The 17,230-nt window shown below is 72.4% G+C and carries 9 protein-coding genes; all 9 read left to right on the top strand.

Translation table 11 applies throughout. The annotated features are described in order from the left end of the window. The first annotated feature begins 21 nt into the window (after nt 1–21). From MZC64_RS43110 to MZC64_RS43070, 9 genes are read left to right on the top strand one after another with little or no spacing between them, the layout of a single operon-like run. Entirely contained in the window at nt 22–1,569 is a 1,548-nt protein-coding gene (locus MZC64_RS43110; RefSeq protein ID WP_247765348.1) for an ABC transporter substrate-binding protein, read from the top strand. Then, on the top strand, nt 1,566–2,525 hold the full coding sequence (locus MZC64_RS43105; protein WP_247765349.1) for an ABC transporter permease: 960 nt from the start codon (nt 1,566–1,568) through the stop codon (nt 2,523–2,525). Before MZC64_RS43110 ends, MZC64_RS43105 begins: the two co-directional genes overlap by 4 nt. After that, the gene (locus MZC64_RS43100) at nt 2,522–3,298 is read left to right on the top strand and encodes an ABC transporter permease (protein WP_247765350.1); all 777 of its coding nucleotides are present in this window, start codon (nt 2,522–2,524) and stop codon (nt 3,296–3,298) included. The genes MZC64_RS43105 and MZC64_RS43100 overlap by 4 nt, the downstream gene beginning before the upstream one ends. Continuing rightward, nucleotides 3,295–4,776: an ABC transporter ATP-binding protein gene (locus MZC64_RS43095; protein ID WP_247765351.1), complete on the top strand. Its 1,482-nt coding sequence runs from the start codon at nt 3,295–3,297 to the stop codon at nt 4,774–4,776. Before MZC64_RS43100 ends, MZC64_RS43095 begins: the two co-directional genes overlap by 4 nt. Then, on the top strand, nt 4,773–10,205 hold the full coding sequence (locus tag MZC64_RS43090) for an amino acid adenylation domain-containing protein (protein WP_247765352.1): 5,433 nt from the start codon (nt 4,773–4,775) through the stop codon (nt 10,203–10,205). Before MZC64_RS43095 ends, MZC64_RS43090 begins: the two co-directional genes overlap by 4 nt. Further along, a complete protein-coding gene (locus tag MZC64_RS43085; protein ID WP_247765353.1) occupies nt 10,202–11,944 on the top strand; it encodes an ABC transporter ATP-binding protein in 1,743 nt (580 codons plus the stop codon). The genes MZC64_RS43090 and MZC64_RS43085 overlap by 4 nt, the downstream gene beginning before the upstream one ends. Next, on the top strand, nt 11,941–13,683 hold the full coding sequence (locus tag MZC64_RS43080; RefSeq protein WP_247765354.1) for an ABC transporter ATP-binding protein: 1,743 nt from the start codon (nt 11,941–11,943) through the stop codon (nt 13,681–13,683). The genes MZC64_RS43085 and MZC64_RS43080 overlap by 4 nt, the downstream gene beginning before the upstream one ends. Then, a complete protein-coding gene (locus MZC64_RS43075) occupies nt 13,680–14,774 on the top strand; it encodes a saccharopine dehydrogenase NADP-binding domain-containing protein (RefSeq protein WP_247765355.1) in 1,095 nt (364 codons plus the stop codon). Before MZC64_RS43080 ends, MZC64_RS43075 begins: the two co-directional genes overlap by 4 nt. Beyond that, complete coding sequence (locus MZC64_RS43070; protein WP_247765356.1) at nt 14,771–17,230, top strand: class I SAM-dependent methyltransferase; 2,460 nt, start codon at nt 14,771–14,773, stop codon at nt 17,228–17,230. The genes MZC64_RS43075 and MZC64_RS43070 overlap by 4 nt, the downstream gene beginning before the upstream one ends.

The raw sequence follows: 17,230 nt of genomic DNA, 5'->3' as shown, positions 1-17,230 counted from the left end.
CATCCCCCAAGGAGATCCTCGATGCCGCTGAACCGCCGTGACCTGTTCCGGGGGATCGCGCTCGCACTCGCCGCCAGTCCCGTGCTCGCCGCGTGCGGTGGCGCACCCGCCCCCGGCGGCGTGCCACTCGCTGGTGGCAACCAGGCCACGCCGCGCCGGGGTGGCGCGTTGCGGGCGGTCTTCGGCGGTGGCCCGGCGGAGAGCCTGGACCCCTACGCCGGTGGCACGCCGGTGGACTTCGTGCGCAACGACGTCATCTACGACTCGCTGTTCGTGTTGCGTGGCAGTGAATCCGTGCCCTCGCTGGCCACCACGGTCGAGGTCGCCAAGGACGCCAAGTCCTTCACGTTGCGGCTGCGGGAGAATGTGCGCTGGCACGACGGGTCGCCGTTCACCGCGCAGGATGTGGTCTACAGCCTGCGCTACATGTGCTCGCCCGACCGGCCCTTCCCCAGCCAGCTCGCGCCCTACCTGGACGTCGCCCGCGCCAATGCCACCGACGCCAAGACGGTCGTGGTGCCCACGCTGACACCGGTCGGCGATCCGGCGCAGCTGCTGGCCGCGATCCCGGCCAAGATGGTCAAGGACGGGGCCAAGGACTTCAGTGCGGGCAAGGCGATCGGCACCGGGCCGTACCGGGTGGACTCCTTCGAGGCGGGCAGGCAGACCAAGCTCGTGCGCTTCGACGGGCACTGGGACGGTCCGGCCCCGGCCGACGAGATCCTGTTGCTGAGCCTGAGCGATCCGCAGACCGCGGTGCGCGCGGTGACCTCCGGCCAGGCCGACTACGCCGGGGACGTCCCCGTCGCCACGGCCAAGACCGGGGTGCCCGGCGGAGACCTGGAGATCCGCACCGCGGGCGAGGCCAACCGGATCGGCTTCGCCTTCGTGCTCAACACCACCCGCAAACCCTTCGACAACCCCAAGGTGCGCCGCGCGGTGCGGCTGGCGGTCAACCGTCAAGCGCTGGTAGACACCGTGCTGCTCGGCTACGGCGCGCCCGGCAACGACCTGTTCGGCAAGGGCGCCCGGCACCACAGCGACACGCCGCCACCGGCCCGCGATGTCGCCGCGGCCCGCAAGCTGATCAAGGAGGCGGGTGCGGAGGGCGCGGTGGTGACGTTGCGCTCGGCCGAATACGTGCTGGGCTACAACGCCTCCACCCAGCTCTTCGCCGAGCAACTCAAGGAAATCGGCCTGGACGCGCGGGTGCAACTGGTGGGGCTACAGGAGTTCTTCGAACCGGCCGCACTCGCCGAGGCCAACAGCGTGACCTTCTCCATCGGCCCGTCCCCGCTCGCGGTCACCTACGGGCGGCTCGGCGCGTTCCCCTCCCTGGCGCTGGCCGATCCGGAGTTCACCGCGGCCTTCCAGCGCGCGCTCGGCACCACCGACGACACGGTGCGCGCGCAGGCGTGGGAACAGGCGCAGAAGGTGATGGCCGAGCGCGGCAACACCGTGGTGTGGGGCCAGGCCGATGTGCTCAGCGTGGCGCGCAAAACCGTGGCCGGCGTGCAGGTCCGGGACGAGGCCAAGTACCCCTACCTGGGCAAGGCCGGTCTCGCGTGAACCCTGGACTGGCCCTGGTGCTGCGCCGCACCGCGCTCAGCGGCGGACTGCTCGTGCTGCTGACCGTGGTGGTGTACGTGGGCGTGGACCTGCTGCCGGGTGACCCGGTGACCGCCCGGCTCGGCCCGAACACCTCCCCCGCGCGGATCGCCGAGATCCGCGAACATCTCGGCCTCAATCGGCCGGTGCTCACCCGCTACACCGAGTGGGCCTGGGGACTGCTGCACGGCGATCTGGGCCACGCGGCGAACGGGCGGCCGGTCACCGAGGTGCTCGCCGACCGGATCGGCAACTCGCTGCTGCTGGCCGTGCTCGCGGTGCTGCTACTGGCCCCGCTGTCGGTGTTCTTCGGCGTGCTCGCCGCCTGGCACCGGGGCCGGGCCGCCGACCGGATCGTGTCCTCGGCCGCGCTGACCCTGGTGTCCCTGCCCGAATTCGTGGTGGCCAGCGCCCTGGTCGTGATCTTCGCGACCGGGCTGGGCTGGCTGCCCGCGCTGTCCTTCGTGCCCGCCGGGGTCAGTCCGCTGGCCCAGCCCGCGGTGCTGGTGCTGCCGGTGCTGAGCCTGCTGCTGGTCGGCCTGGCCTACGCGGTGCGGGTGATCAGGGCCTGCGCGGTGGCCACCCTGCGCTCGCCGCAGGTGGAATTCCTGACCCTCAACGGCACTCCCCCGCTGACCATCGCCTGGCGCGCGGTGGTGCCCTCGGTGCTGCCGGTGGCCGTGCAGGTGTGGCTGATCAGCGCGAGCGGCTTTGTCGGCGGGGCCGTGCTGGTGGAACAGGTCTTCGGCTATCCGGGCGTGGGCGAACAGCTGGTCACCTCGGTGCGCTCGGGTGATCTGCCGGTAGTGCAGGCACTCGTGGTGGTGCTGGGCGGCGGGATGCTGCTCGCGCTGGTGCTGGCCGACCTGGCCGCGGTGCTGCTCACCCCGCGCCTGCGCACGGCGGTGACCGGATGAGGCGTGCTGGATTCCTGTTGCTGGGCGCGGTGATCGTGCTCGTGCTGGTGGGCCCGGAACTGGCCCCGCACAGCGTGACCGCGCCGGTCGGCCCGCCGTACGCGCCACCGGGCGCCGGACACCTGCTCGGTACCGACCACCTCGGCCGCGATGTGCTCTCCCGGCTGCTCGCCGGTGGCCGGCCGCTGGTGCTGACCAGTCTGCTGGCCGCGGTCGCGGGCACCGGGCTGGGCGCGCTGACCGGACTGCTGTCGGCGTTGCTGCGCTGGGTGAACGCGACCCTGTTCCGGCTGCTGGACGTGCTCGCCGCGGTGCCGCCGGTGCTGCTGCTCCTGCTGGTGCTCACCGCCCTGCCCAGCCGGACCGGACTGCTGCTGGCCGTGGTGCTGGTCAGCGCGCCGCTGTCCGCGCGGGTGGCCAGGGCCACCGCCGACCAGGTGCGCCACCGCGGGCACGTGGAAGCCGCTGTGCTGCGCGGAGAAGGCATTGGCTGGTTGCTCACCCGCGAGGTGCTGCCGCTGGTGGCCGGAACCCTGTTGGCAGACCTGGGTTTGCGGTTCGTGCTCTCGGTGTACCTGGTCGCCGCGGCCGGATTCCTCGGCATCAGCGGCACCGGCAGCGACTGGGGGCTGCTCGTGGTGGAGGCACTGCCCGGGGTGGCGCTGCAACCGTGGGCGCTGCTGGCCCCGGCGGTGGCCATCGCGCTGCTCGCGGTGTCGGCCACCCTGGTCACCGACGGCGTTGGCGCCCGCGCCAAGGCGGTGCTGGCGTGAAACCCTTGGTACGGCTGGAGGATCTCGCGCTCGGCGCGGGCGGGCAGCGGCTGCTTGACGGCGTGTCGGTGGAGCTGGCCCGCGGCGAGTCGGTGGGGATCGTCGGTCCCTCCGGCAGTGGCAAGACCACCCTGGCGCTCGCGCTGTTCGGGCATCTGCGGCCCGGGGTGCGCCACCTCGGCGGCCGGGTGCTGGTCGACGGCCAGGACATACTGCCACGCCGCGCTTCCGGGGTGGCCGGGCGGGTGCTCGGTTACCTCGGGCAGGATCCCGGCGGCTCGCTCAACCCCTACGCGCGGGTCGGTTCGATCCTGCGCACCGCGGCCCGCGGTCACGGCTCGGTGCCGGAGATGCTGGCCGGGGTGGGACTTCCCGCCGACCTCACCCGGCGTTACCCGCACCAGCTCTCCGGGGGTCAGCAGCAGCGGGTGGCGCTGGCCGCCGCGCTGGCCGGGCGACCCGCCTTGCTGGTGCTGGACGAGCCGACGACTGCGCTGGATGTGCTTGCCACGCAAGAGGTTCTGGCCGAACTTGCCCGGGTCCGCGCGTCCGGCACCGGGCTGGTGTGGATCAGCCACGATCACGGCACGGTGGCCGCGCTGACCAACCGGGTGCTGGAACTGGAGGCGGGCCGGGTGGTCCGCGACGGCCGCCCACAGTCCCGCCCGATCCGGGTGGCCGGGCAGCGCAGTACGAGCGAAGTGGGCCGGGAAGTTCTTACCGTGCAAGAACTTTCGGCACGGCATGGCAAGCGAACCGTGCTGGCCGGAGTTGATCTCACTGTCCACTCTGGACAGTTGCTGGTGGTGCTCGGCGCGTCCGGTGCGGGCAAGAGCACCCTGGCCCGCCGGATCACCGGCCTGCACCCGCAGGGCGACGGCCAGATCCGACTCGGCGGCACCCGGCTCGCGCCCGACGTGCGCAGGCGGAACCTCGCTCAGCGGGCCGCACTCGGCCTGGTCGCGCAGAACCCGGCCGATGCCCTGCACCCGCACCAGACCGTGCGCACCGCACTGTCTCGACCGACCCGCACCCTGCGCGGCACCACCGCGACCGAGGCCGATGTGCGCCGGTTGCTGGCACTGGTGCGCCTGCCCGGGGAGTTCGCCGACCGGTTGCCCGGCGAACTCTCCGGCGGGCAACGGCAACGGGTCGCCCTGGCCCGCGCACTCGCCGCGGGACCCGAGGTGCTGCTCTGCGACGAGGCCACCTCGGCCCTGGACAGCACCGCGCAGGAGGAAGTCCTGGCCGTGCTCGCCGATGTGCGCGCACAGCTCGGCCTCGCCGTCGTCCTGATCACCCACGACCCGCACGTCGCCGTCACCGCGGACCAGGTTGTGGTCCTGCACGGCGGTCGTGTGGCCACCACCGGGTCGGCCGAACACCTCTTCCCAGGGCAGGACGATCCGGCGACCGCGGTCGCCCGCCTGCTCACCCCGATCTCCCCGCTCGACACCCGAGGAGTAGCACAGGCATGACAGCGCCCGAGATCATTTCCGAGTTGCAGGCACTGGGCGTGGAGTTGTGGACCGCCCAGGGCCGCATCCGCTTCCGCGCGGCGCCCGGCCTGCTCACCGAGGACCACCGGGCCCGGCTGCGCGCGCACCGGGACGAGGTCCTCGACCTGCTGTCGGCCGAAGCGCAGGCCGACGCGGTGGTGGCCGATCCCGGATCGCGGCACGAACCGTTCCCGCTGACCGATGTGCAGACCGCGTACCTGTTGGGGCGGCAGGAATCCTTCGAGTACGGCGGGGTGGCCTGCCACGGCTACCTCGAAGTGCGCTACCCGCTGCTGGACCCGGCGCGGTTCGAGCGGGTGTGGAACCAGCTCGTCAACCGGCACGACATGCTGCGCGCGATCATCCTGGCCGACGGCTACCAGCAGGTTCTGTCCACTGTGGACCACTACCGGGTGCCGGTGACCGATCTGCGTGGCCGGGACGCGGATTCGCACCTGGCCGCGGTGCGCGAGGAACTCGGCCACCACCGGCACGACACCACCGCCTGGCCGCTGTTCGAGCTGCGCCTCACCCGCACCGACGCCGGCGATGTCCTGCACATCTCCCTGGACTCGCTGATCGCCGACTGGGGCAGCGCGACCGTGCTGCTGGACGAGATCGACGCGCTGATGCTCGGCGACGCACTGCCGCCGCTGGAACTGACCTTCCGGGACTACCTGCTCGCCGAACGCGGCCTGCGCCAGACCAGCCGCTACCAGCGCGACCAGGAGTACTGGCACGCCAGGGTGGACGAGCTGCCGCTCGCGCCCGACCTGCCGGTTGGTCCGGCGCCGCAGGGCCCCGGCCGCTTCGAACGGCACCGCTTCCGGTTGCCCGCCGCGCAGTGGGACCGGCTGCGCGAACAGGCCCGCGTCCGGGAGATCACCCCGGCCAACGCGGTGCTCACCGCCTACGCCGCGGTGCTGGAACGCTGGAGCGCTCGCTCCCGGTTCAGCCTCAACCTCACCCTGCTCGGCCGCCTGCCGCTGCACCCGCAAACCGACCGCTTGGTAGGCGACTTCACCTCGGTCAGCCTGCTCGCCGTGGAACCCCGCGACGGACGCGGATTCGCCGACTGGGCCGGTGAGATCGGCGCACGCCTGTTCGCTGACCTGGAACACCGGCTGTTCACCGGCGTGGAGGTGCTGCGCGAGCTGACCCGCCGCCGTGGCCGGGCCGCGGCGTTGATGCCGGTGGTGTTCACCAGCGGCATCGGCGTCGGACCGGCCGACACCACGGGCAGCGGGCGCACCCTCGGCGAGGGCATCACCCAGACCCCGCAGGTGCTCCTGGACTGCCAGGCCAACGACGGCGACGGCGACCTGGTGGTGGACTGGGACGTGCGCGCGGGCGTGTTCCCGGCCGGGCTGGTCGAGGACATGTTCGCCGCCTTCCGCACCCTGCTCACCGACCTGGCGGTTGACGCCGAGGCGTGGACCAGCGGCCGGGAACTGCCGCTGCCGACCTGGCAGCAGCGGGAACGCGCCGAGGTCAACAACACCGCTGGCCCGCTGCCGGACGCGCAACTGCACGCCGAGGTCTTCGCCCAGGCCGGGCGCACCCCCGACGCCATCGCCGTGCGCACCCCGGCGGGCACGCTCACCTATGACGAACTCATCCGCCGGGCCGCCGCGGTCGCCGAGGCGGTCCGATGTACCGGCGCGGACCGGGTGGCCGTGGTGCTGGACAAGGGCGCCGACCAGGTGGTCGCCGTGCTGGGCGTGCTGCTCGCCGGGGCCGCCTATGTGCCGGTGGACACCACCCAGCCCCGGCTGCGCCGCGATCGCATGCTCGCCGACGCGGGTGTGCGGCAGGTGCTCACCCAGTCCTGGCTGGACACCGAATGGCCCGCCTCGGTGCAGCGCACCAACGTCGACGCACTGCCCCCGGCCGAGACCCGGCCCGAGGTGCCTGCGGGCGATCCGGACGCGCTGGCCTACCTGATCTACACCTCCGGCTCCACCGGCACGCCCAAGGGGGTGCTGATGACGCACCGCGCGGCGCTGAACACCGTGCGGGACATCAACGAGCGCTACCAGGTGGACGCGGCGGACCGTGTGCTCGGCCTGGCGCAACTCGGGTTCGACCTCTCCGTCTACGACCTGTTCGGCCCCCTGGCTGTCGGCGCGACCCTGGTGCTGCCCGACCCTGCCCGCCGCGCCGATCCCTCGCACTGGGCGGAGTTGGTCGCCGAACACGGTGTGACGCTGTGGAATTCGGTGCCCGCGCAGTTGCAGATGCTGGCCAACTACCTGGAAAGCAGCCCGGCCGAACTGCTCACGCTGCGCCTGGCGCTGCTCTCCGGGGACTGGATCCCGGTGACCCTGCCCGCGCAGATCGCCCGGTTCGCCCCCGCGCTGCACCCGGTGTCCCTGGGCGGGGCCACCGAGGCGGCCATCTGGTCCATCCACCACGACATCACCGAGGTCAATCCGGAGCTGCCGTCCATCCCGTACGGCACCCCGTTGCGCAACCAGGGTTTCCGGGTCCTCGACCAGCAGTACCGGGACTGTCCGGTGTGGACGGTCGGCGAACTGCACATCACCGGTGACGGACTCGCCTTGGGCTACAACGGCGATGCCGAGCTGAGCGCGGCGAAGTTCTTCCCGCACCCGGCCGACGGACAGCGGCTCTACCGGACCGGCGACCTCGGACGGTATCTGCCGGGCGGGGAAATCGAATTCCTCGGCCGCCGGGACAACCAGGTCAAACTGCGCGGGCACCGGGTGGAACTCGGCGAGGTGGAGGCCGGCCTGCTGGCCCACCCCGGCGTGGGCGCGGCCGCCGCCGTGCTGGCCGGGGACACCGCCGCCGACCGGGTGCTGCTGGCCTTCGCCGAACCCGCGCACACCACGCCCGCCGAACAGGACGACCAGCGGCTGCGTACCGCGGTGCACCGCTTCGCCGACCGGCAGGTAGGCGAGCTGACCGCCGAGGCGGTGGCCGGGCACGTGCAGGCGCTGCACCGGGCAGCGTTGCTGTCCATGCTCGCCGCGCTCACCGGGGCCGGGCTGTTCGCCGAGGGCGGGCACACCCGGGCCGAGGTGCTGGCCGCCGCCGGGGTCGCCGAGGAGCACGCCTGGCTGGTGCGCCGCTGGCTGGAGTTGTTGCGGGAGCACGGTTTGCTGGCCGTGGACGGTGACCGCTACTACGCGGTGGACACCGCCGAGGACGTGGACGCCGCCTGGCACCGGGTGCGCGAAGGCGTCGAAGCGGGGCTGTGGACCGAGGAGTTCCTGGACTACCACCTGGAGCACCTGCGCCGGCTTCCCGAGTTGCTGGCCGGCACGCAGAGCCCGTTCGAGCTGCTCTTCCCCGCGGGCGACACCGCGCGGGCGCTGGCGGTCTACCGGGACTACTCGATCACCCGCTACCTCAACCACGGCGTCGGCGCGGTGCTGCGCCGGATTGCCGCGGCTCACCCGACCGGTCGGTCGGTACGCGTGCTGGAAGTGGGCGCTGGCACCGGCGCCACTACCTCGGTGGTGCTGCCGCTGCTGGCCGGATACGAGGTGGACTACCAGTTCACCGACCTGACCCCGTTCTTCCTCGGCGCGGCTCGCGCGCAGTTCCCGACCGCTCGGTTGGCACTGTTCGACCTGGACGGCGACCTGCGCGCGCAAGGTCAGCAGCCCAACTCGGTGGACGTGCTGCTGTGCGCCGGTGTGCTCAGCAGCACCAAGGACGTGCGCGCGGCACTGCGGCGGGCGGTGGAACTGCTCGCCCCCGGCGGCTACCTGGTGCTCACCGAACCCACCGCCGAACTGCCGCACCTGCTGCTCACCCAGGGCTTCATGATGCTGCCCACCCCGGACGGCACCACCCCGGTGCACCACCTGGCGCACTGGCGCGCACTGCTCGCCGAGGTCGGCGCGGAAGAGGTGCTGTGCCTGCCGAAACAGGACCATCCCTTTGCCGCACACGGTATGCACCTCCTGGCCGCCAGGGTGAAGACCGACCGGAGCCCGGTCACCGCGCCGGAACTGCTGGCGCACCTGGCCGAACGGGTGCCCGCGCACATGGTGCCCGGCCAGCTCCAGCTGGTGGACGCACTGCCGGTCACCGCCAACGGCAAGATCGACCGGGGCGCGCTGGCGAACTGGCGGATCCAGGCGGTCGCCGACGACGGCACCGATACCGCCGAGGCCCCGGCCGATGAGCTGGAGGCCGCGGTCACCGCGCTGTGGGCCGAGGCCCTCGGTGTGACCAGGCTCGGCCGCGAGGACAACCTCTACGAGCGCGGCGCGGACTCGCTGATCATGGCCAGGGTCGCGGGCAAGCTGCGCGAACAGGTCCCCGAGGCCGCCGCACTCCCCTACGACACGCTGCTGCGCGCCCAGCTCAACGAGCCGCGGATCGCCGCGCTGCTGCACCTGTTGCGCGCCACCAGCAGCCCGGCCGAACTACCGGCCGAGGCTGCCCGGCCCGGCTCCGGCAACGCACTGCTGGTGCCCTTCGGCGGCGGTGCGGACGGCCCGGTGCGGGTGCTCTTCCACGCCGCGCTGGGCACCATGGACTACTTCCAGCACCTGGGCAAAGCCCTTGCCGCCCAAGGACTCGGCCCCGTCGTGGGTATCGCGGTCGCCGACACCGAGGTCTACTGCGGCACCGCGCCCCGGGACCTGGTCGCCGCGGTCGCCGACGGCTACGCCCAGCGCCTGGTCGAGGAAGGCCACACCCGGTTCCAGCTCATCGGCTACTGCCTCGGCGGCCTGTTCGCGGTCGAGGTGGCGCGCCGGTTGCTGGAACGCGGCCTGGACGTCGTCAACCTCACCCTGGTCGACAGCATCCCGATGATGCTGGACACCGACGAGGAACTGGCCTTCGAGTCGATCTTCGTGCCGAACCTGGACCTGGACCCGGTCGCCGCCGTGTTCGGCCCCGGGGTCGACGCCGACGACCTGGGCCGCGCGGTGTCAATGCTCATGGCACGCAACGGAAACCGGATCGAGGCGGGCGAACTAGCCGAGCTGACCGGCGACCCCGGCCTGGACGCGGTGGCCGCAGCCGCCCGCACCCGCGCCGAAGTGCCGCAACAGGAACGGCTCGCCGGGTACGCGGCGGCCTGTGCCGAGGGCGCGGGCATTCCCGTGTCACCGGAACTGATCCCGGCACTGTTCCGGGTCACCCGGCACAGCGTGATCGCCGCCCGGTTCGACCTCGAGCCCTACGCCGGTGACCTGACCTTCCTGCGGGCCGAGCAAGCCCAGTCCTTCGGCATCACCGCCGGGGTCGGGCACCTGGCGGAACCGTTCTGGGCCAACACCTGTCTCGGCGAGTTCACCGTGCACGACGTGCCAGGCAACCACTTCAGCGTCATCGAACCACCCCACGTCGGCGGGGTCGCCGAACACCTCGCGGCTGCCCTGCGCGTCCACCCCGACACCGATCAGGAGATCCCGGCATGAGCGGCTCCACCCCGACCGCGTTGCGCGAGTTGCGCGCCCCGGTCATCGGGCTCACCAGGCTGGGCGTGACCCTGGGCGCACTCGGCGCGCTCACCACGCTGCTGCCGTTCATCGGCATCGCCGAACTCGCCCGCACCCTGCTCACGCCGGGACCGCTCAACGAGAGCGCCATCATCACCGCCGCGGTGCTCATCGCCGCCGGGATCATCCTCGGCTGGAGCTGCACCGGCGCGGCGCTGTGGGTCACCCACATCGCCGACGGGCGGTTGCAGGCCGGACTGCGCCGCAAGCTGGTCGCCCGGCTCGGTCAGGTCGAATTGGGCTGGTACACCGACACGAACTCCGGCGCGGTGCGCAAGGCCGCCCAGGACGACATCGACGACCTGCACCACCTGATCGCGCACCACGACGTGGAACTGGCCGGCGCGATCGCGCTGCCAGTGGGCGGACTGGGTTACCTGTTCTGGCTGGACTGGCGACTCGGCCTGCTCGCACTGGCCACCCTGCCGGTGTACATCGTGGCCTACAGCTTCATGATGCGCGGTTTCGCGGACAAGATGCGGCAGCTGGACTCCGGCTTCGCCAAGGTGTCCTCGGCGATCGTGGAGTTCGTGCACGGCATCGCCGTGGTCAAGACCTTCGGCCAGGCCGGGCGCGCGCACGCCGGCTACCGGGGCGCGGTCAGCGAGTTCGCCCAGCGCTACGCGGGCTGGGTGCGCCCGGTGCTGCGACTGGAAGCGCTGACCTCGATGGCCCTGGCGGTGCCGGTGGTCGCACTGGTCGGTATCGCCGGTGGCATCTGGTTCACCGCGCAGGGCTGGGTGCACCCGGTGGACGCGCTGGCCGAGGTGCTGGTGGCGGTGGTCATCCCGTCCACCCTGCTCACCCTCAACCAAGGCTTCACCGCCCAGCGCAAGGCGGTGTCCGCGGCCGAACGCCTCGCCGCACTGCTGGCCACCCCCGCGCTGCCGGTCACCAAGAACCCGGAGCAGCCCACCGGGCACGACGTCGAGTTCGACGCGGTCAGCTTCGGCTACACCGAGCACACCCCTGTTCTGTCCACAGTGGACCTGCACTGCCCGGCGGGCACGGTCACCGCGCTGGTCGGCGCCTCCGGTGCGGGCAAGTCCACCCTGGCCACCCTGGTGCCGAGGTTCTACGACGTCACCGGCGGCGCGGTGCGCATCGGCGGGGTGGACGTGCGGAACCTGCTGCCCGCCGATCTCTACCAAACGGTCGGTTTTGTGTTGCAGGACGTGCAGCTGCTGCACGGCAGCGTCGCGGACAACCTGCGCCTGGGCCGCCCCGGCGCGACCGACACCGAACTGGTCGAGGCCGCCACCGCCGCCCGCATCCACGACCGCATCACCGCCCTGCCCAGGGGTTATGACTCGGTGGTCGGCGAGGACGCGGTGTTCTCCGGCGGCGAGGCCCAGCGGGTGGCCATTGCCCGCGCGCTGCTCGCCGACACCCCAGTGCTGGTGCTGGACGAGGCCACCGCGCACGCCGACGCCGAATCCGAGGCCGACATCCAGGACGCGCTGTCCGTGCTGGCCAGGGGCCGCACCGTGCTGGTCATCGCACACCGGCTGGCCACCATCACCGGCGTGGACCAGATCGTGGTGCTCGACGAAGGCCGGGTGGCCGAACGCGGCACCCACCCCGAACTGCTCGCCCTGGACGGCCGCTACGCCCGCATGTGGGCCGCCGTGCAGAACCCCGAAGGAGCCACCCGATGATCCGCCACCTCGCCACCGTCCTCGGCGAGCGGCACCGGGGCGCCCTGCGCGCCTACCTGTGCTGGCTAGTCGGCTACGCCGTGCTGGAGGGCCTCGCCATGGTGGCGCTGGTGCCCGCGCTGCGCGCCCTGCTCGACGGCGACACCGACGGCGCGCTGCGCTGGCTCGGCGTGCTCGCCGGCGCGGTGCTGCTCACCTGCGTGGCCCGCTACCAGCAGGCCATGAAGGGCTTCGGCCTGGCCCTGACCACCCTGGAAACCCTGCATGAGCGGCTCGGCGACCACATCGCGACCCTACCGCTCGGTTGGTTCAGCAGCGAGAAGGTCGGCAGACTCTCCCGCAGCGCCACCAGCGGCACCTTCATGGTCACCAACGTGTTCGCGCACCTGCTCACCCCGGTGGTCAGCGGCATCATCACCCCGGCCACCGTCGGCCTGGCCGTGCTGGTGCTGGACTGGCGGCTCGGCCTGGTGATCGTGCTCAGCGCGCCGGTGGTGTGGACCATCCACCGCTGGTCCGCCGCGGCGATCAGCCGCACCGAGGAACAGCGCGACGGCGCGGACACACTGGCCGCCAGCCGGGTGGTCGAGTTCGCCCGCACCCAGAAGACCTTGCGCGCCTTCGGCCGCGGCACCGAGGGCTACCGCCCCCTGGAAGAAGCCATCGAGAACCGGGGGCGCGCGGGCGGGAACATGTTGCGGCAGACCATGCCCAAGCTGCTCGCCGGCGGCCTGGCCGTGCAGTTGTCCTTCGTGCTGCTCGTGGTGGTCGGTGTGCTGCTGGTGCTCAACGCCGCCATCGACCCGGTGACCCTGGTGGTGCTGCTCGCGCTGTCCGCCCGGTTCGTCGGCCCGCTCACCGAGGTCGCCGGGCGCAGCGGCATGCTGCGGATGGCCGCCAACGACCTGTCCCGCCTGGCCGCGGTGCTCAACGAGCCGCCGCTGCCGGTGCCCGCCAATCCCAAGCCGGCCACCCGGCCCGGCGAGATCGAGTTCACCGACGTCACCTTCGGCTACCGCGAAGGCACCCCGGTGCTCGACGGGCTGACGCTGACGATCCCGCCGCGCACCATGACCGCCGTGGTCGGCGCCTCCGGCTCCGGCAAAACCACACTGACCCGCCTGGTGATGCGCTTCTTCGACGCGAACCAGGGCACCGTGAAGGTCAGCGGCGTGGACGTGCGTGAACTGTCCACAGAGGACCTGATGGCGCAGGTTTCGCTGGTGATGCAGGACGTCTACCTCTTCGACGACACCCTGGAGGCCAACATCCGGATCGGCCGCCCCGGCGCCACCGAGGAGGAGCTGCGCGAGGCCGCGCGGATCGCCGGGGTGGACGAGATCGTCGAGCGGCTGCCGCAGGGCTGGGCCACCCAGGTCGGCGAGGGCGGCGCCTCGCTCTCCGGTGGCGAGCGGCAGCGGGTGTCGGTGGCACGCGCGGTACTCAAGGACGCGCCGATCGTGCTCCTAGATGAGGCCACCGCCGCACTGGACCCGGCGAACGAACGGCACGTGCAGAACGCCTTGCACGCCTTGATGAGCCGGTCCACCCTGCTGGTCATCGCACACCAGCTGCCCACCGTGGTGGCCGCCGACCAGATCCTGGTGCTCGACGGCGGCCGGGTGGCCGAAGCGGGCAGGCACGCCGACCTGCTCGCCGCCGGTGGCCGCTACGCCGACTTCTGGAACCGCCGCCAGCGCGGCAGCGGCTGGCGCCTGGTCGCGGAGGCGGACGCGTGAGCGGGCTGATCGGCATCGTCGGCGCGTACGGCGATGTCGGCGGGCACGCCACCAGGGCACTGCACCGGGCTGGGATGGAGTTGCGGCTCGGTGGCCGGAACCTGGCCGCTGCCAACGAGTTCGCCACCCAGCTGGACGGGTCGGTCGAGTGCCGCCGGGTTGATTTCCGTGACCCGGTCTCGGCGGCGGAGTTCGCGGACGGCTGCCGGGTGCTGCTCAACTGCGCCGGACCCTCGCACGCCGTCGGCGATGTACTCGCCGAGGCCGCGTTGCTGGCCGGTGCGGACTACGTCGACGCCGCGGGCGACGACTCACTGCACGCCCGCCTGGACAACGACAGGTTCACCGCGGCCGGGCGGGCCGCGGTGCTCTCCTCCGGGGTCCAGCCCGGCCTGACCTCGATCTTCCCCCGGGCCGTGGCGGCCGGACTGGACGAGGTCACCGGCCTGACCGTCTACTTCGGACTCATCGACCGGTTCACCGCGGTCGCCGCCGACGAGTACCTCCAGGCCGTCGCGGACGGGCTGAGCACGCCGCGGGCCGCCTGGCGCAACGGGATCCAGCTCGGCGCGCTGACCCGGCGGGACGACATCCGGCTGCCGTTCGTGGCCGGGGAGATCACCGCACTGCCCCAGCTCACCACCGAATCCGTGCGGCTGGCCGAATCACTGGGCCTACAGCGCGGTGACTGGCACACCGTGCTCTCCGGCACGCACGTGCTCAGCGTGTTCGACCGGGTGCACGCCCTCGATCGGGCCGAGGCCATCGAGGCGTTGTGCCGCACCAGCCTGCTCGACCTGGCCGGACGCGCTCTCTTGGCGGTGCTGGCGGTCCGTGCCGAGGGTGTCAAGGACGGTCAGCCCGCCGAACTGTCCTCGGTGCTGCGCGGTCCGGGCAACGCGCCGATCACCGGTGCGGTGGCCGCCTTCGCCGCACGGGCGGTGGCCAGGGGCGAGGTTCCGCCGGGGCGGCACTACGCCACCGATGTGCTGGACCCAGTGGCCGTGGTGGCCGAGCTGACCGGTCCCGGTGGCCCGGCCGTCGCGGGCGCGGTGCACAGCATCGACACCGACGAGGAGGGCGAGCTGTGACCGGCCCGGAAGCCATGCGGCAACTGGAGAACATCGGGCTGGCCGCCATGGCAGAGATCGTCGCGGGCGCGGGCGAAGGCACCGCCGAGGAACTCGCCGCCACACTGCGAGTCGCGCCCCGGCACCGCGGGCTGTTCGGGCGCTGGCTGGTCGCACTCACCGGCGCGGGCCTGCTGACTGCCAACGGCGATCGGCTGCGCTGCGCACCCTCTGCCCGCACCAACGGGCTCGACGCCGCCTACGCTGAACTCGGCTTCCCGCAACGGATGGCGGCCTTCCACTGCGCCGCGCTCGCGTCATTGCCGCAGCTGCTGCGGGGTGAGATCGCCGTGCAGGACCTGCTCTTCGCCGACGGCGACCACCTCGCCGCACTGGCCGCCTACCAGGACAACCACGCCACCAAGGCCCTCAACGCCGCCTGCGCCGACCTGGTGCGCGCCGCCGCGGGACCAGAACCGTTGCGGGTACTCGAAGTCGGCGGCGGCGCGGCGGGCACCACCGAGGCCGTGCTCGCCGCGCTGGCCGGACTTGAGGTGGACTACCTGTTCACCGATCGGTCCACACTGTTCACCGTGGCCGCGGCCGGACGGCTCAACGTGCGCACCGCCCGCCTCGATCTCAACCGCGACCTCGCCGACCAGGGTTTCGCCCCGGGCAGCACGGACGTGGTGGTGGCGGGCAACGTGCTGCACAACGCGGTCGACCTCGGCTTCTCCCTGCGGGAACTACGCGAGGTGCTCGTGCCCGGCGGCACGCTGGTGTTCACCGACTGCGTCCGGGACAACCACGCGGTGCTCACCTCCATGCACTTCCTGCTCTCCGCCCAGGACGGCGACCCGGCCCCGGGCAGCGGCGATCGGCGCGGCGCGGAACTGTTCCCGCCGGCCGAGCACTGGCAGGAGGAGCTGATCGCGGCCGGATTCATCCCGGCGACCGTGACCCAGCCGGACATCCCCGGCGGGCAACGGCTCTTCCACGCCGTGGCCGCACCGCGTACCAACGAGATCGACGACCTGCTGCGCGACGCGCTCGGACCGAACCCGGCGCGCACCGCGGTGCTGCTATCCGACGGCGTTGCCGCGCAAGCGGTGCGGGCGGCGGGCGGCACTGTCCTCAGTGGATCGGAGGACACCCGGCCCGCCGCCGTGCTCGCCTTCCTGGAACGCAGCGGGGCAAGCACGGCTGTCCTTCCCGCCGCACTCGCCGACGCTCTCGCCGCCGACCCTGCGGCGGCGCTGACCGACCTGGCCGAGCTGACCCGCGTGGTGTGCGTCGGCGAGCCGCACGACCCCGGCGCACTGGCCGAACTCGGTCCCGAGGTACACGTCGTGCGGCCAAGCACCCCGGCGGTGGAACCGGTCGCAGCTGCTGAAGCCGAGGCCGAACTTGCCTTGGCGGGCCTGGATGTCACGGCCGCGGCCGAGGTCTCCGACGCGGTGAGCGCACTGTGCCTGCGGGCCATGCTCGCGGCCCTGCACCACACCGGCAGCTTCACCGCCGGGTCCGCGCACACCGAAGCCGAGATCCTCACCACCGCCCGTGTGCTGCCCGAATTCCACCCGCTGGTCCGGCGCTGGTTGACCGTGCTCACCGGGGAAGGTCTGCTGGCACTGGCCAACGGCCGCTATTCGTCCACAGTGGACGCTGGCGCGGACCTCGCCGCCGACTGGGACCGCCAGGCCGAACGGTGGGCGGCCACGCTCGGCTCAGCGCACACCGTGGCCTACGTGCGCCAGAGCGCCGGCCTGCTGCCCGAACTGTTGCGCGGCACCGAACAGGCCGTGCACCTGCTGTTCCCGGAGGGCCGCACCGAGGTGGCGGCCGCGCTGTACCGGGAAAGCGCCACCGCGCGCTACCAGCGGGCTGCGGTCGCCGGAGCACTGCGCGCAGTGGCCGAATCCACGCCAGGAAGGTTGCGGGTGCTGGAGGTCGGTGCGGGCACCGGCGGCACTACCGATGCCGTGCTGCCCGCCCTGCGCGGCCAGGACGTCGACTACCTGTTCACCGACGTCTCCCGCTACTTCCTGGAACAGGCCCGCGGCCAGTTTGGCGACCGGATCCGCTACGGCCAGTACGACATCGACGCCGCCCCGGCAACCCAGGGCATGGCGCCCGGCCAGTTCGACGTGGTGCTGGCCGGTGGCGTGCTCAACGCCGCTGCCGACACCGACACCTCCGTTCGCTGGCTCACCGAACTGCTCGTGCCCGGCGGCTGGCTGGTGCTCACCGAACCCACCGCCGAGGAGCACTGGGTGATGGCCTCCCAAGGGTTCCTGATGGCCCAGGCCCAGGACGCCCGCGCCGAGTCCGGGGCCACCTTCCTGTCCCTGGACCAGTGGCTGGCCGTGCTCACCGGCGCGGGCCTGCACGTCGAACCCGTGCTACCGCCCGCCGAGCACCCGCTGACCCGCCTGGGGCATCGCGTCTTCCTGACCCGCACCCCTGAGAGGACCTGA

The sequence above is a fragment of the Crossiella sp. S99.2 genome, assembly GCF_023094165.1.
Lineage (GTDB): Bacteria > Actinomycetota > Actinomycetes > Mycobacteriales > Pseudonocardiaceae > Crossiella.
This window is presented reverse-complemented; position numbering and strand designations above follow the sequence as displayed.

Excerpts from the sequence above, each read along its gene's own strand:
- MZC64_RS43110 (WP_247765348.1), top strand. The coding sequence starts at position 22 with ATGCCGCTGAACCGCCGTGACCTGTTCCGGGGGATCGCGCTCGCACTC.
- MZC64_RS43090 (WP_247765352.1), top strand. The coding sequence starts at position 4,773 with ATGACAGCGCCCGAGATCATTTCCGAGTTGCAGGCACTGGGCGTGGAG.
- MZC64_RS43080 (WP_247765354.1), top strand. The coding sequence starts at position 11,941 with ATGATCCGCCACCTCGCCACCGTCCTCGGCGAGCGGCACCGGGGCGCC.
- MZC64_RS43100 (WP_247765350.1), top strand. The coding sequence starts at position 2,522 with ATGAGGCGTGCTGGATTCCTGTTGCTGGGCGCGGTGATCGTGCTCGTG.
- MZC64_RS43085 (WP_247765353.1), top strand. The coding sequence starts at position 10,202 with ATGAGCGGCTCCACCCCGACCGCGTTGCGCGAGTTGCGCGCCCCGGTC.